The 15,635-nt window shown below is 59.0% G+C and carries 12 protein-coding genes and 1 pseudogene; 8 read left to right on the top strand and 5 right to left on the bottom strand.

What is annotated here, in order from left to right; all coding sequences use genetic code 11:
- Nucleotides 1–95: 95 nt before the first annotated feature.
- The 3 genes from AD944_RS16720 to AD944_RS05945 are packed head-to-tail and all read left to right on the top strand — an operon-like array spanning nt 96 to nt 1,815.
- Nucleotides 96–284, top strand: coding sequence for a hypothetical protein (locus tag AD944_RS16720; protein WP_140385776.1), 189 nt, complete (start codon nt 96–98; stop codon nt 282–284).
- Complete coding sequence (locus AD944_RS05940; protein WP_081473509.1) at nt 284–868, top strand: DedA family protein; 585 nt, start codon at nt 284–286, stop codon at nt 866–868. The genes AD944_RS16720 and AD944_RS05940 overlap by 1 nt, the downstream gene beginning before the upstream one ends.
- Nucleotides 865–1,815, top strand: coding sequence for an SDR family oxidoreductase (locus AD944_RS05945; protein WP_045541269.1), 951 nt, complete (start codon nt 865–867; stop codon nt 1,813–1,815). The genes AD944_RS05940 and AD944_RS05945 overlap by 4 nt, the downstream gene beginning before the upstream one ends.
- A 48-nt stretch (nt 1,816–1,863) precedes the next feature.
- Here AD944_RS05945 and AD944_RS05950 read toward each other — a convergent pair whose 3' ends face one another.
- On the bottom strand, nt 1,864–4,224 hold the full coding sequence (locus AD944_RS05950; RefSeq protein WP_045541268.1) for a helicase-related protein: 2,361 nt from the start codon (nt 4,222–4,224) through the stop codon (nt 1,864–1,866).
- 498 nt (nt 4,225–4,722) lie between these two features.
- Between AD944_RS05950 and AD944_RS05955 the strand changes: the two genes are divergently transcribed.
- The 5 genes from AD944_RS05955 (at nt 4,723) to AD944_RS05975 (ending at nt 11,496) form a co-directional block, all read left to right on the top strand.
- Entirely contained in the window at nt 4,723–5,580 is an 858-nt protein-coding gene (locus tag AD944_RS05955) for a ferredoxin--NADP reductase (RefSeq protein WP_373317145.1), read from the top strand.
- A gap of 50 nt (nt 5,581–5,630) precedes the next feature.
- Entirely contained in the window at nt 5,631–7,028 is a 1,398-nt protein-coding gene (gene gorA, locus AD944_RS05960; RefSeq protein WP_045541267.1) for a glutathione-disulfide reductase, read from the top strand.
- A gap of 165 nt (nt 7,029–7,193) precedes the next feature.
- Entirely contained in the window at nt 7,194–8,570 is a 1,377-nt protein-coding gene (locus tag AD944_RS05965; RefSeq protein WP_045541266.1) for a dihydroorotase, read from the top strand.
- Nucleotides 8,571–8,590: 20 nt separating this feature from the next.
- Nucleotides 8,591–9,955, top strand: a complete 1,365-nt coding sequence (locus tag AD944_RS05970; protein ID WP_236709100.1) for an Hsp70 family protein — start codon at nt 8,591–8,593, stop codon at nt 9,953–9,955.
- A gap of 386 nt (nt 9,956–10,341) precedes the next feature.
- Nucleotides 10,342–11,496 carry an alpha-hydroxy acid oxidase gene (locus tag AD944_RS05975; protein ID WP_045541265.1) on the top strand — a complete coding sequence of 385 codons (1,155 nt, stop codon included), beginning with the start codon at nt 10,342–10,344 and terminating at the stop codon, nt 11,494–11,496.
- A 220-nt stretch (nt 11,497–11,716) separates the two neighbouring features.
- Here AD944_RS05975 and AD944_RS05980 read toward each other — a convergent pair.
- From AD944_RS05980 to AD944_RS05995, 4 genes and pseudogenes are all read right to left on the bottom strand, one after another.
- A pseudogene (locus AD944_RS05980) lies at nt 11,717–12,137 on the bottom strand (TonB-dependent siderophore receptor); the annotation flags it as partial.
- A 101-nt stretch (nt 12,138–12,238) separates the two neighbouring features.
- A complete protein-coding gene (locus AD944_RS05985) occupies nt 12,239–12,703 on the bottom strand; it encodes a hypothetical protein (RefSeq protein ID WP_035380638.1) in 465 nt (154 codons plus the stop codon).
- Between the two features lie 13 nt (nt 12,704–12,716).
- Nucleotides 12,717–13,853 (bottom strand): DegT/DnrJ/EryC1/StrS family aminotransferase, encoded by a 1,137-nt coding sequence (locus AD944_RS05990; protein ID WP_045541277.1) that lies wholly within the window; start codon nt 13,851–13,853, stop codon nt 12,717–12,719.
- Nucleotides 13,853–15,635: polysaccharide biosynthesis protein (locus AD944_RS05995; RefSeq protein ID WP_061474794.1), on the bottom strand; the 1,783-nt coding region annotated here is incomplete at its 5' end. The genes AD944_RS05995 and AD944_RS05990, both read right to left, overlap by 1 nt.

Genomic DNA, 15,635 nt, shown 5'->3' on the forward strand with positions numbered 1-15,635 from the left:
CAATAACGCACGCGCCCAACGCAACCCGGCGCATGCAGATGCTCTTTTCACCATGATAGGGTTTTTCCCTCATATCTCCAGCGGTGCAGCCCAGCATGATTGCCCACCCTCCGCCCGCAGACAGACTTGACACCCCGCACCCAACACTGTTCCTGCCTGTGACACCCGATCTGCCAGAAATGGATAACCCGTCCTGCTACACACTCTTGAATCCTACTTTTCGCTCCAGCATCTGGATGGCCTGTTCTCCCAATACGGTTATGCCGTGGTTGGCGTGGTGGTGATGCTGGAAAGCATGGGCCTGCCCCTGCCAGCGGAAAGCCTGATCATCACCGCTGCTTTATTCTGCGCCACAACCCACAAGCTGCACATTACGGGCGTTATTATCGCCGCCGTGACTGGTGCCATCATGGGTGACAATTTCGGGTATCTGCTGGGCCGTGCGCTGGGGCTGAAACTGTTGCAGAAATACGGCCCCAAGATCGGGCTTACACCTGAGCGTTTGTTGCTGGGCCGCTATGTGTTTTTGAAGCATGGCGGATCAGTGGTGTTTTTTGGCCGGTTTATTGCGGTTCTGCGCATGTTTGTGGCGCTGCTGGCCGGGGCGAACCATATGCCGTGGCACACGTTTTTATGGCACAATGCGTTAGGTGGCATATGCTGGGCAGGAGGATACGCCTTTTGCACCTATATGCTGGGGAATGAGGTGCTCAAGCTGTCTGGCCCGGTAGGCATCGGGTTCGGCGTTTGCGCCATCATCATTATTACCGCGTCATTCCTTTTCCTGAAACGCAACGAGAAACGCCTGACGGAGGAAGCCTTGAAAGCCGCGGAAAATGACGAACGGTTACGGATTATCCCTTCATGATTGGACGACACGAGTGGGCCGTAACGGCCAAGCAGCCCAGCTTGCAGGGAAAAGTTGCACTGGTAACGGGCGCCAACAGCGGGCTGGGGTTTGAAACGGCCTGCGGGCTGGCCATGCGGGGGGCACGCCTTCTGCTGCCGGTGCGTAATAATGCACGCGGGCTTGTGGCGGTGGAAAACCTGAAGACCCGCTGCCCCACCGCAGAGGTAGACCTGCTGACACTGGATCTTACGTCCCTTGAATCTGTGGCCGCCTGCGCCGCAGTTGTTGCGCATCATACCAACCGGCTGGATTTTCTGATCAATAATGCCGGTGTCATGGCGCCTGCCCGCCGGAAGGAAACCCAGGACGGGTTTGAACTCCAGTTCGGCACCAATCATCTTGGCCATTTTGCGTTGACCTATCATCTGCGCCCCTTGCTGGAAGCGGCGGCAGGCGGTGGTGTTGTGGTGACTGTGGCCAGTCTAGCAGCCTGCAAAGGCTCCATTCATTTTGATGATCTCCAGTTCCGCCACCGCTACAGCCCGTTTGGAGCCTACCAGCAGAGCAAACTGGCTAATCTGCTTTTTGCGCGTGAGCTGGCCCGCCGTGCAGGAAACGCTGGATGGAAACTCCACTCCCGCGCAGCACATCCGGGATGGTCTTCCACTTCCATTGTTGCCAATGGTCCTGCCTCCGCCCTGCCGGGCCCCATTGGCAAGGTAGAAGAAACATTGGGCGGAGTCGTATTGCGGATAATGGGCCAGTCCGCTGCGCGAGGGGCTGAACCCCTGCTTTACGCCGCGCTCTCCCCTGCCGCCCGGGATGGAGACTATTACGGCCCTCAGGGACGCGCAGAGCGCCGGGGGCTACCCGGCCCGGCCCATGTGCCACCTGAAGCCCTGAAAGCCAGCACAGCGGAACGGCTGTGGGATGTGTCTGAACGGCTGACCGGGCTGGGCTGGTAAAGCCCACACCCGGAAGCAGCTTAACAGGCCCGGTCAGAAAAAGCCCTGTTATCCGTGCCCACGGCGAGAGCCCGCCGTGGTGCGGGTGCGGCTCTGCTGGCGGAGCACGCTTTCAATCCAGTCATTCAGTTTCCGAGTCGTGTCTTCGGCTTCTTCCCGGTCCGGATAAAACTCCGGAAAGCGCAGCGCCAGCCAACGCCATGCCACCAGCCGCTTATGCCGTTTTTCCGCACGTTCCAGTTCTTCGCGGCTGGCCCGTTCACTCGGTGGAAGGCGGCCCGTGCCCGGCGGCAGCACACGTCGGCCCGCCGCATGGTCGGCTGCCCAGCCCACCAGACGACGAATCCCGTTGTCCCGATCATCCACCGGGCACATGGCGTAAGACCAGCGGGTTGTCAGATCCAGCCCGTCCACCCCTTCCAGCGCCGAAGCGATAGCAAAGGCCTGTTCCATATCCGCCAGCCGGTAATTGGGATCATCCTTGCGCAGCACGGCCCTATGAATACGGGACAGCACGCCATACAGGCTTTCTGACCCGATTTCGGTCGCAACCGCCCGCACAATATCGGCGTCCGGCTGCACAAAGGGACGTAAATCTTCCGGCAGTTCCGCATCCGCTTCCAATTGGCGGCGAATAAAGGACGGGCTACCCGCACCAGCCAAGACCGCCACAGTGCCAACTTCATGCTTGCCATACCGGCCCGCACGCCCGCCAATCTGCTTGACTTCCTGCACCGTAAGATCACGCGTCTGCTTACCATCAAATTTTTTCAGGGCGGCAAACACCACCCGCTTGATGGACAGATTCAGCCCCATGCCAATGGCATCTGTAGCTATCAGGATATCGGCCGCGCCGGAATTGAACCGCTGGGCCTCTGCACGGCGCACTTCCGGGCTGAGCGCCCCATACACCACTGCCACACGCCGCCCGTGCTGCATCAGGGCGGCCCGCAGATCCAGCACTTCCCGGCGAGAAAACGCAATCAGCGCGTCACCTGTTGTAAGATCCGTCAGTTTGACAGGCTGCGCTGCTGCCCGGAGCGGACTTTTCCGTTCCAGAGAGATTTCATCCAGCGGGTCTCCACACAGTTCGGCAATGCGCCGCACCATGGGAATACAGTCTGGGGCGCCCAGCACATAAAGATGACGGGCCGGAGCCCCCATGATGGCGGCAGTCCATGCAGCCCCCCGATCTGTATCGAACAGCATCTGGGCTTCATCAATCACCGCAACATCAACGGGATTGTAGAACGGGCACATTTCCACCGTAGCCGCCAGATGGCGGCTTTCCGGCACGATAATGCGTTCCTCACCGGTGGCGAGAGAGGCTTCTACGCCGCGTGAGGCCAATGCCTCCCGGAACTCATGCGCGAGCAACCGGAGGGGGGCGAGCGCCAGACCACTTTCAGCCTGCGCCAGCGCATTCAGCGCGGTGTAGGATTTGCCGCTGTTGGTTGGGCCGGTGACCAACGTAATGCGACGGTTGAGCGCGCGGGCCGTGCGGAAATGCGCAGCATACCGATCAAGGGCCGCCACCCGTGCAATGACCGAGTTGGCCACCTTGCGCCCCATATCGGCCTGAACACGGGGGCTGCCGGACGCGGGCGTACCGGTGCCAATACGCCATTCGACCAGTTTGTCCCGCAGGGCCACAAGTTCAGCCGGGTCAAACTCCCACCGTTCCCGCCCGCCCGATTCGCGCACCTTTCGGGCCACGGGCAGCCGGTTCTCGGCAATCCAGCGAAGTGCTTCCTTGTGCGAGCAGCGGAGAATCCGCGGAACGTCCTTGAAGGGAACAAGGCTTTCTTCCCACGCCTGAAGCCGTTGCTCTTCCTTTTGCCGTTTTTCCTGCGCCGTGCGTTCAATGGTATGCGCCACTTTCTGGCGCTGGGCTTCCTCCTGCCGGGCTGTATCCAGAAAAGGATCGCCCTCCGGCAGGCCGAAGGCCACGGCAATGGCCATAAGCAGAAGGTCTGTCTGACCGGGAGAGAGTACCCGCCCCGTATCCAGCAGATCAGCCTGCACGGCCTCAAACACAGCCTTGGGTGTTTTGGCGTAGGACCGCAGCCGTTCTTCCGCTACCGGAGCCAGAGCACGCTCCAGCTCCGTATCTCCGGCTTCTGGCTCGGTTATGGTGGCAATGGCCTGTTCAATCTCGTCCCGCGTGACCCAGATGCGCCCGCTGCGGCGGGTAAGGTCCACCAGCCGGGAAATACGCTTCTTGCGCCGCACCGTGCACAGGATGCTGCGAAATGTCTCGTCCGAAATGTCTCGCGCGCCGGGTTCAAGAGCCCGCGCCACACGGCGCAGAACTTCCTGCTCTTCCTTGGGCTCAACCTCCAGCCCCGTACGGGCTGTGACATGGACAAACGCCTCACGCGCGGGCGAGGCAAAAGGTTCTGACGTCATACCTTACTCATGCCCCGTCCTGCGCACCGGAACAATGCCCCACGGCGCAAAGACCGCCCTATTTCATCCCTCCGTCACATCCCGCGGCTCCACAAACACCACGGCTTGGGCGCACAATGAAAGATTCACGCTACCCCTCGTCATGATGCAGATGAAACCCGGAGTCTCGCCCATGGCATCTCACGTATGGTCTGAGTGCATTGTTTTCATGCTAACTCTTTGTTTCAAAACAAAATAGACCGTACAAGCATGCCCCCAACACAAGACCGGAAATGAATTTACGCTGGCATCTGGCCTTCTGTGCCCTTAGAAACGCCGCCACGACCAGAAAACACGCCCCGAAAATACGCCTTTGTGCCGTTCAGGAGTGAGACCAGAACCCAAGGGCCAATGAGGGGGCATTATCTCTCGATCTGCTGCAAGCGGAGTATAAAGCGGCCCATGTCTGAAACCATGCCAGAAAAGCTGACCGGAACCTTTTCCGATATCCTGCCCAAAATGTCCGCCTCGGAAGTGCCCACCGGCCTTCTGCCCGTGGATGGACAGGACGGTATGTGGCATCTTGCGCCGCCCACCAAGGAATACGGGCACCTGTATCCCGCCAAGGTGCTGACAGTCCATCACTGGACAGACCGTCTGTTCAGCTTCACGACCACCCGTGACCCCGGCCTGCGGTTTGAAAACGGTCAGTTCGCCATGATCGGCATTGAACTGAACGAAAAACCGCTGCTGCGCGCGTATTCCCTGGCTTCTCCTAACTATGAAGATGAACTGGAGTTCCTCTCGATTGCCGTGCCGGATGGTCCGCTGACCTCCCGCCTGCGCCATGTGAAGGTAGGCGATACGGTTCTGATTGGCCGCAAGCCGACCGGCACCCTGATTCTGGATAACCTGCGTCCAGGCCGGAACCTGTATTTCCTGTCCACCGGCACGGGGCTGGCACCGTTCATGAGCCTGATCAAGGATCCGGCCTGCTATGAACGCTATGATCACGTCATCCTCAGCCACACGGTGCGTATTTCAGGCGAGCTGGCCTATGCCAACCACATTCGCCATGAACTGCCGGAACACGAATTCCTGGGTGAGGATATCTCTGGCAAGCTGCTGTATTACCCGGCCGTGACGCGTGAAGAATTTGCCGTGACCGACCGCATCACCAAGCTGATTGAAACCGGCAAGATCTTCAGTGATCTGAACATTCCGGAACTGGACCCCGAGCATGACCGCGTGATGATCTGCGGTTCTCCGGAAATGCTGGCAGATACGGAAGCCCTGCTGCAGGCCCGCGGGTTTGATGAAGGCAATATGTCCAACCCTGGCTCCTACGTGGTGGAAAAAGCCTTCGCAGGACGCTAAGGGGTCTCTGCAATCCCGTTTTCCATTCCCGGCACAAGGAGCCTGCGCCAATGACGCATGAGTTTGATCTTCTAGTCATAGGCGCAGGCTCCGGCGGCGTACGCTGTGCGCGAATCGCGGCTGGGCATGGCGCCCGTGTGGCGGTGGTGGAAAGCCGCCACTGGGGCGGTACATGCGTCAATCTGGGCTGCGTGCCCAAAAAGCTGATGGTTCAAGCCAGCGAATATGGGGACATGGTGGAAGACAGCCATGCCTTTGGCTGGAACAGCACCCGCGGCACGCATGACTGGTCAAAACTGATTGCCGCCAAAGATCAGGAAATTACGCGCCTGAACGGCATTTACGTGTCCATGCTGGAAAAGGCAGGCATCACGCTGCTGACCGGCCATGCCCGTTTTGAAAACGCCCATACCGTGCGCATTGAGCCCTCACCGCTCGCCCCGACTGAAGCGCCACGCACGGTTACAGCCAAACATATTGTCATCGCCACGGGCTCCACGCCCATGAAGCCGGATATTCCGGGGGCCGAACACGCCATTACGTCTGATGAAGCCTTCCATCTGCCCGCCCGCCCGGAACGGGTGGTGATTGTGGGCAGCGGCTATATCGGGATCGAATTTGCGGGTATTTTTGCGGGGCTGGGCTCAAAGGTAGATCTGGTTTACCGCCATGAACTGCCCCTGCGCGGCTTTGATGAAGACATGCGCGCCGCCATGAAGGAGGCCATTCATGTTCGCGGTATCACCCAGCATGCTCCGGCCAGCCCTACCCAGATCAGCAAAAACGGCAGCACCTATACTGTCACGCTGAATAACGGCCACACCATTGAAACAGACTGCGTGTTTCTTGCCACCGGCCGTCGTCCCAAGATCGATTCGCTGGGGCTGGAAACAACGGGCGTGAAAACGGCGGAAAACGGACGCATCAAGGTCGATAGCAAGCGTGAGACCAGTCAGCCCGGCATTTACGCCATTGGCGATGTGACAGACCACCTGAACCTGACCCCGGTTGCCATTGCGGAAGGCCATAATCTGGCCGATCGGCTGTTCGGCAAGGAGCGCCCCCGTTCCTGGTGTCTGCGCACCACGCCCAAGGCGGTGTTCTTTTCGCCTCCGCTGGCATCCGTGGGGCTGAGCGAGGCTGAAGCCGCGCAACATGGCACCGTGGATATCTATTTCACCCGCTTTACGCCCATGCGCCACACGCTCAGCGGCCGCAAGGACCGCAAGACAGTCATGAAGCTGGTGGTGGATCAGGACAGTCAGAAAGTGGTGGGCGCCCACATTCTGGGCGACGATGCCGCCGAGATGATGCAGGGCGTAGCCGTGGCTGTGACCGCCGAACTGCGGAAGGTGGATTTTGACCGCACTGTTGGCATCCACCCTACCTCTGCCGAAGAACTGGTGACCATGCGCACCCGCACGCGGGAAACCCCGGCTACCCGCTGATCTCCACCAGCACGGCATTTCGTGGCAGCACACATCATCGGCCGTATTTTGCGTTGACGCTCCGGGCTCCGACCGCCAGAAAAAACGGAAGCCCGGAGCCCGTCACGCCTCCGGTTTGACGAATTCCCCCGCTTTTTCAGGTCCAGCATACAGGATTAAAGCTTCATGCCCCTCTCCAGCAGCACGCCCGGCAGCGCCGCCGCAACGGCGCACGGTTCATTTGATCTGGTTCTGAAAGGCGGCTCCGTTGTGCTGCCAGACGCAACCGTGGTGACAGATGTTTATGTGCGCGATGGGCTGATTGCCGCCATTGGTGGCCAAGGCAAAGCCGCACGGGAACTGGACTGCACGGGCCTGACCATTCTGCCGGGCGTGATCGACACACAGGTGCATTTTCGGGAACCCGGCGCTACGGAAAACGAAGATCTGGAATCCGGCAGCCGCGCCGCTGTGCTGGGAGGTGTGACGGGCGTATTTGAAATGCCCAACACCAAGCCCACCACCTCCACGCCGGAAGCCGTAGCGGACAAGCTGGCCCGCGCCAGAAACCGTATGTGGTGTGATCACGCCTTTTACGTCGGCGCGACAGTCGATAACGCTGACCAGTGCGGAGAACTTGAAAAACTGCCCGGCACGGCAGGCATCAAGGTGTTCATGGGGTCCTCCACCGGCAATCTGCTGGTGTCCGAGGATGATATGCTGGAACGGGTGCTGCGCTCCGGCCTGCGCCGTGTGGCCATTCATGCGGAAGATGAAGCCCGCCTGAAAGAACGTATGGACGAGCGTGTGGAAGGAGACCCTTCCTCTCACCCTGTCTGGCGGGATGATGAAACCGCCTTGCGCGCCACCACCCGCGCCCTGCGGCTGGCCCGCAAGACCGGGCGGCGCGTGCATATCCTGCACATTACAACACCGCAGGAACTGGCGCTGATTTCCCAGCATCGGGACATTGCCAGCAGTGAACTCACCCCCCAACACCTGACACTGGCCGGGGAAGACGCCTATGCCCGCCTTGGCACGCTGGCGCAGATGAACCCGCCCATCCGCTCCGGCGCACACCGGGACGGCCTTTGGCACTGGATGAGCCAAGGGATGCCGGATGTGATCGGCTCTGACCACGCCCCCCACTCGCTGGAAGCCAAAGGCAAACCCTATCCGGCGTCTCCCTCCGGCATGCCGGGGGTACAGACCCTGTTGCCGCTGATGCTGAACCATGTGGCCAACAATCGGCTCACCCTGCGCCGTCTGGTGGACCTTACCTCTGCCGGGCCGCAGCGGCTGTTCGGGCTGGTGCGCAAAGGCCGCATTGCCGTAGGGTATGATGCTGATTTCTCGATTGTGGACCTCAAGGCCCGCTGGACAATCGAACAAAGCTGGCTGGCCTCAAAATGTGGCTGGTCTCCTTTTACGGGAGAAACCCTGATGGGCCGCCCCGTGGGCACCATCATTCGGGGTAACCAGGTGATGTGGGAAGGCACACTGGCCGACAAAGCCATAGGTGCTCCCCTGAAATTTGATATGACCGACCGCCCCTCAGCCTGAAACACGCCGCACACCACACCATGACCGCTCCTTCCGCCCCTCCTCATCCGGGCAACACAGTCCCGGATGCACCTTACGATGCCCACCCTGCCAATGCCTCCACCAACAGGCTGAAACTGGGCATTGATTTTGGCACCACCAACAGCGTGGTGGTGCTGGCACATCCTGACGGAAAGACTGAAACCCTGCGTTTTCGCTTTCCGGAACATGCAGAGTCTGACACCTGCCGCACCCTGCTGTGTTTCTGGCAGGATGAAGTCGGGTCCCGCATCATTCAGCAGGAAGCCATAGGGGCGGCGGCGATTGACGCCTATCTGGAAGATCCGGCGGAATCCCGCATGATCATGTCCATGAAATCCTATCTTGCGCAGAAATCCTTCCGCGAGACGCAGGTGTTCAGCCGCCGCCTGACGCTGGAAATGCTGATTGCGCGCTTCCTGTCCAACCTGATGCAGGCCGTGGCCATTGACCCTGCCAGCGTGGATGTAACGGTGGGCCGCCCCGTGGAGTTTGCCGGAGATTTTCCGGATGACGCACTGGGTGCCCAACGCCTGCGCGACAGCTTTACCGCAGCCGGCTTCCCCTCGGTTAAACTGGCGTGGGAGCCAGAAGCCGCTGGCTGGCGTTTTGCCCAACGGCTGGAGAACCCGACCACCATTCTGGTTGGCGACTTTGGCGGCGGCACCAGTGACTTCTCGGTGCTGCGCTTTGACCCAGCCCGTCCCGGCCATGCCGAGCCTCTGGGCCATTCCGGCGTTGGTATTGCCGGAGATCAGTTTGACTACCGTATTCTGAACACGGTTATCGCCCCACTGCTTGGGCGGGACTGCACATACCGTGTGATGGGCGGAGAACCTTTGCCGGTTCCTATAGAATGGTATGCAAGCCTTGGCCGGTGGCACCGTCTGGCGCTGATGCGTACGCCCCAGACCCTCCGCGCCATGGAAGACGTGGCCCGCACAGTCTCGGAGCCGCAAAAATTGCGGGCCCTGATTGATCTTGTGCAGGACCAGCAGGGGCAGGCTCTCTACCGTGCCGTGGGGGCCGCCAAAAACGCGCTTTCCTCAGCAGACAGCACAATCCTGCGGTTTCAACACCGGTCCTTCAAGGTGGAACAGACCATCACCCGTGCGGAATTTGAAAGCTGGATTGCGCCAGACCTCGCCCAGTTTGATAGCGCGGTCGATCAAGCTTTGACACATGCGGGGCTTACCGCTGCGGATGTTGACCGCGTGTTTCTAACGGGTGGCACATCCTTTGTTCCTGCCGTGCGAAACCTCTTCATTCGCCGCTTTGGCACGGAGCGCGTGGACACAGGCGGCGAGTTTGTTTCCGTTGCAGAAGGCTTGGCCCTGATGAGCGGCAAGGCAGCCTGCGCGGCTTGACCGCGGCAGGGGGCTTTTGCAATCCCGGAAAATCCGGCCCCCACGACGTGAACACTGAAACACATTCCAGAGATTATCAGATAATTTTTGTTACCCACCTGAGGCGTGGCACGGAGAGGAGAGGAGAGGAGAGGAGAGGAGAAGCGAACCGTATCATACACACGCTGCCCCCCACAGATAGGGAAGGTTCTAAAAACCCTCCTTCTTGCTTACCTCAGAATCATAACCTCTTGATCTTGTTACAGGCAGAAAAGCATGGATACGGGTTCTTCGCACCATCCATCTGTCCGACGCTGATTAGCCCCTTACACACACTCGTCAATGGATGGGAAAATAAAGAGTGATAAGCTCCTGCTTTCCGCAGGTCTTATGTCAGAAAGCCCTCCATGAAACTCTCCTCCTTTCTCGCCCTGAAAGATTTTGAGGCGGCGGCACGCAGAAAACTCCCTCGTCCTATTTTCGGGTATGTTTCCGGGGCGGCGGAAGACAATATTTCTCTCACAGCAAATGAGGACTCGTTTTCTGACCTTGATCTGGTCCCGCAGGTTCTGCGCGATGTTTCACACAGAACCCAACAGACCACACTTCTGGGCCGCACTTATACCGCGCCTTTTGGTATTGCCCCCATGGGGCTCTCTGCCCTTTCAGCCTATCGTGGAGACATTGCTCAGGCCGTTGCCGCCAAAGAAGCGGGAATTCCGATGGTGCTCAGTGGCTCCTCCCTCATTCCCATGGAAGAGGTAGGTGCTGCGGCACCGGGCACTTGGTTTCAGGCCTACCTTCCGGGAGAGACCGTGCGGATTGACGCATTACTTGACCGTGTCCACAAGGCCGGGTTTCACGAACTTGTTGTGACAGTTGATATTCCCGTAGGCGCCAACAGGGAAAATAACATCCGCACCGGATTTTCCACTCCTCTCCGGCCATCACTCCGACTGGCAATGGATGGCCTGACGCACCCCCGCTGGCTTGTCGGCACTTTTGGCCGCACCCTCCTGCATCACGGGATGCCGCATTTTGAAAATTCATTTGCAGAACGGGGAGCTCCCATTCTTTCGGCAAATGTTCTGCGTGATTTTACCGCGCGCGATCATTTCAACTGGCAGCATATCCGCCATATCCGCCAGCGCTGGAAAGGTCCGTTGATCATCAAGGGTATTCTCCACCCTGATGATGCCCGCACCGCAGAAGAAAGTGGTGTGGATGCGATTATCGTCTCCAACCATGGTGGCCGCCAGTTGGACGGCGCCATCACCCCTTTACGTATTCTGCCCGAAATTGTTGCCGCCACAACCTTGCCGGTCATGATAGATAGTGGCTTCCGGCGTGGAAGCCATATTCTGAAAGCCCTCGCTTTTGGAGCGGCTTTTGTGTTTGTTGGTCGGCCGTTCAACTACGCTGCCGCTCTGGGAGCAGAAGTTGGTGTAACCCACGCCATAGGGCTTCTAATGGCGGAAATTGACCGTGATATGGCCATGCTGGGTGCCAGAACATGCGGCGAAATAAACCATACACATGTCCGCTTCCGCCACAAACGCTAACCTCGATTTATTTGCTTGGACGTAAAGACATCCTTCAACAATGGACGTGTCGCTTTTTCAGTCGGGATAGGGTGTGCAACCTAGGCTGAAAGCAGACACTCCAGCCCCAATCACAGCAAGAACCTGCAAAATATTTTTGAGAAAATTCTTTCTACAGGAACGAAATTTACCAGGCAAAGCCGATAGTGCCCTGCGCGTTTCGGCGTACCCTCAAGTAGCGTCATTCCTGACCATAGAAGGCATAACTCAGGTAATTGCCAATGTAATTCTTGTTAAAGAGGTTGCGCACACTGGCCGCGCCTGTCCACCCACATAATGAGGGAAAAAATTGGAAAGATCACACTGCAAAGAGCCATTAAAAACGGCGCATTGTGGCACGTTCATACTCCCATAACTGACTTCACCACCATAGGCTTTTGCAGAATGCCGCATTCCACCACCAAACACGCATTCCTTGAGGGGGCCAGAAGGCAACGTATAGAATGCAAACAGAGACGCATTGCCTTTGCCGGACTGAATCAACAGTTTTCCCATGGATGGATCAGTCTGACGGAACGTTCTCCCCCATCACTCGACACACGTCCTGATTGTGGCAGGAAGGATATGGAATAGCTGATATAGGGCGAAAGCCCGAAATCAAACGGAAGGCTGATTTCACATCTAATCCGTAAACAGGATACCACTAAAAAGGCCATCAGGGTTGAACCCGATGGCCTTTTTTGATCACGCCTGAAACAGCGCCTTACGGAAAAGCTGAGCGTTTGAACTGGAACCGGTCAACCAGCGCACGCAAAGGCGCGAAATCCTTGTCCGAGAAGGTTTCCATATACACTTTGGAACCATCCGGGGTTTCAAGAAACACGGTGTCATTCCAGTCTGCAGCACTGATACCGGTCCAGAGTGTCATGGCCAGCGCTTCCTTGCCGTTTTCATCCTTCAGCATCACACGGGAATCACCAGATGAAGGCGGCGTGCGGCTGAGAGGCCCCCACCCGCCTTTATGGTCCTGCAACCAGGCGTTGACGGTCTTGGCTTCCTCTGATGATAGCTCCCGCTTGTGCCGCATGGGACCAACCTCAATATTGCCGCTGGCCACCTGCGGCATCACGATCGGCTTGAAATTGGGCAGCGCGAACATCCAGATCAACGACGCCGTGCCAATAGTCAGCACCAGAAACCCGATAACAAACGCCGTTTCTTTTCTCATTCGCCTCTTCTCCTTACCCGCGCACCGCTGCGATAATACGGGAAACCTCTTCATCCGTCAGTTCCGGATGAATGGGCAATGCCAGAATCCGGGTGGACAGATCTTCTGATACCGGCAGGCGGCTTCCATCATGATGATCCCGATACGCGGGCTGTTTGTGCAGCGGCAACGGGTAATAAATGGCGGATGGAACACCACGCTCCTTCAAGCGGGCCTGCAGGGGCTCACGCTCCGCCGGGTCTTTGACCAGAATGGCATAGATGGCCCAGGCGCTCGCGCTGTTAGGCACCCGCGCTGGCACCTGCACCACATCTGCCAATCCGGCATCATAGGCACGGGCAATCTCGTCCCGACGGGCCAGTTCCTGCTTGAAGCCATCCAGCTTGGCCAACAGCACGGCGGCCTGAATGGTATCCAGCCGCCCGTTCATGCCCGTGCGCAGAACTTCATAACGGGTTTTGCCCTCGCCATGCGTCCGCAGGGAACGGTAAAGGTCCGCGCGTTCCGGGTCATCCGTCAGGATGGCCCCGCCATCACCGTAGCCCCCCAGGGGTTTGGACGGGAAAAAAGAAAGCGTGGTCGCTGTCGCTTCCCGCCCCAGAGGTTTCCCGTTCAGGTCGGCCCCAAATGCCTGCGCACAATCGGCCAGCAGAAACAGGTCTTCCTCCTGCGCGATCTGGCGCAGTTGCTCCCACGGCGCAGGCTGACCGAACAGATCCACTCCTACAATGGCGCGGGGGGTCAGCTTTCCGGCTTCCCGCACCGCGCGGATGCGGGCGCGCAGATGATCGGGATCAATCTGGAACGTGTTGGGGTCCACATCCACAAAAACCGGCGTAGCCCCGAGCACCAAAGGCACTTCAGCCGTTGCGGTATAGGTGAACGCGGGCAGAAACACGGCATCACCCCGGCCAATATTTTCCGCCATCATGACAATCTGCAACGCATCCGTGCCGGAGGAGACGCCAACACAGTCCTTGGCACCGCACCAGTCAGCCAGGCGCTGCTCAAGCTCCGTGACTTCCGGCCCCATCACAAAGCGGCAATGGGCAAACACGGCATCCACCCGCTCGCGCAGTGCTGGGCCAAGGCGCTTCTGCTGCGCCGCCAGATCAAGGAAAGCGATCGGGCGTTCTGTCTTTTCGTTCATCATGCCACCTGTTCTGTACCGTCCGTATGGGGGGAAGGCAAAGGCGCGCCATTCTCCACACCTTCTGGCGTGGAAGATCGCACCTCTCCTTTGGGGTTATGATTGAATTCCGGCACCAGCAACGCCAGAATACGCAGGGCAGCCTTCACATCTGCGGCACGGGCATAGCGGGTAATCTGGTCCACAGCTTCGGTTACGTCAGCCATATCCACCACACGCGGGGTGGCCATCAGCAGGCCCGGGTTGTCTGTCGGCACCGGGGCTTCGCGCCCGTGGAAGAGTTCTTCATACAGCTTTTCCCCCGGCCGCAGACCGGTAAAGCGAATACTGACATCCTCATCAGGCCGCAGCCCCGCAAGGCGGATCATCTGCCGGGCGAGGTCTACAATTTTCACGGGTTCGCCCATATCCAGCACAAAAATGCCGCCATCCCTCAGCAACGCATCCGTGCCGGACCCTTCACCCCCACAGGTGCCACGCACACTGGCCTGCAACACCAACCCCACGGCTTCCGAGACAGTCATGAAATAGCGGCGCATTTCGGGGTGCGTAACTGTCAGCGGCCCTCCGCGTTCAAGCTGCCGCCGGAACAGAGGCACCACGGACCCAGTTGAGCCCAGAACATTGCCAAACCGCACGGTGATGCACCGCATGGCTTCCGGGCTGCCGGATGTCCGCGCCCTGATATCCAGCGCCTGACAATACATTTCCGCCGCCCGTTTGGCGGCCCCCATCAGGCTGGAAGGGTTAACCGCCTTGTCAGTTGAAATCACAATCATGGCACGCGCACCGTGCCGGGCCGCGGCATCTGCCACAACGCGGGTGCCGTGCACATTGGTCAGCAGCCCCTCGGCCGGGTTGGCTTCCACAATCGGTACATGCTTCAGGGCGGCGGCATGAAACACCAGATCAGGCCGGAAGCGACCCATGACCTCTTCTATCCGCGCTTCATCGCGCACATCGGCAACGATCGCTTCACGTGAAACATTTGGCGCGCTGTCCGCCAGTTCCATATCAATCTGCCACAGCTCAAATTCACCGTGATCCAGCAAAATCAGCTTGTCCGGCTTCAGCATGGCAATCTGACGCACCAGTTCTGAACCGATGCTGCCCCCAGCGCCAGTAACAAGCACGGTGCGCTGCCCGATCAGTCGCTCCATTCCGGCACGATCCAGCGGCACCTGGGGGCGATTAAGCAGATCTTCCAACGGCACAGGGCGCAGTTCCACCCGATCTGCCGGCGTCAGCGCGGTAAGAGCAGGGGTGCGGAGCACGGCAATGCCATGCGCGGCGGCGGCATCCAGCACCTGTGTCAGGCCCTTGCCCCGAAAAGACGGCTCCGTCACCACCAGAGACTCCGGAAGGGTCTGCGTACGGGCTAATCTGTCCAGAATGGTGCCAATATGGTCCACATGCCCCAGTATGGGCACGTTATGCATGCGGCGCCCTGCCTGATGGGTGCCCAGGGCCACCAACCCCACCACCCGGATACCGGCCTGAGGGTTACGTTCAATAGCCCGCAGATAGAGGTCTGCTACCGTATCCACCCCCACCAGAACCACCCGGCGCTGGTCTGCCTTGCGTACGGCCATGCGATGCGCCAGCCGATAACCAATCCGCAACCCGCCCAGCATGATCAGCAGAACAAGCGCATAAATGATGGGAAACGTGATACTGGGCAGGTGGTACCCCATAAGCACCAGACCAGCCGAAAACAGCAGCGCACTGGCAACGGAAGCACCGGCAATGCCCAGAAGATCTGAAACGCCAGAAAACCGCCAG

It is taken from the genome of Acetobacter tropicalis, from assembly GCF_001580915.1.
GTDB classification, from domain to species: domain Bacteria; phylum Pseudomonadota; class Alphaproteobacteria; order Acetobacterales; family Acetobacteraceae; genus Acetobacter; species Acetobacter tropicalis.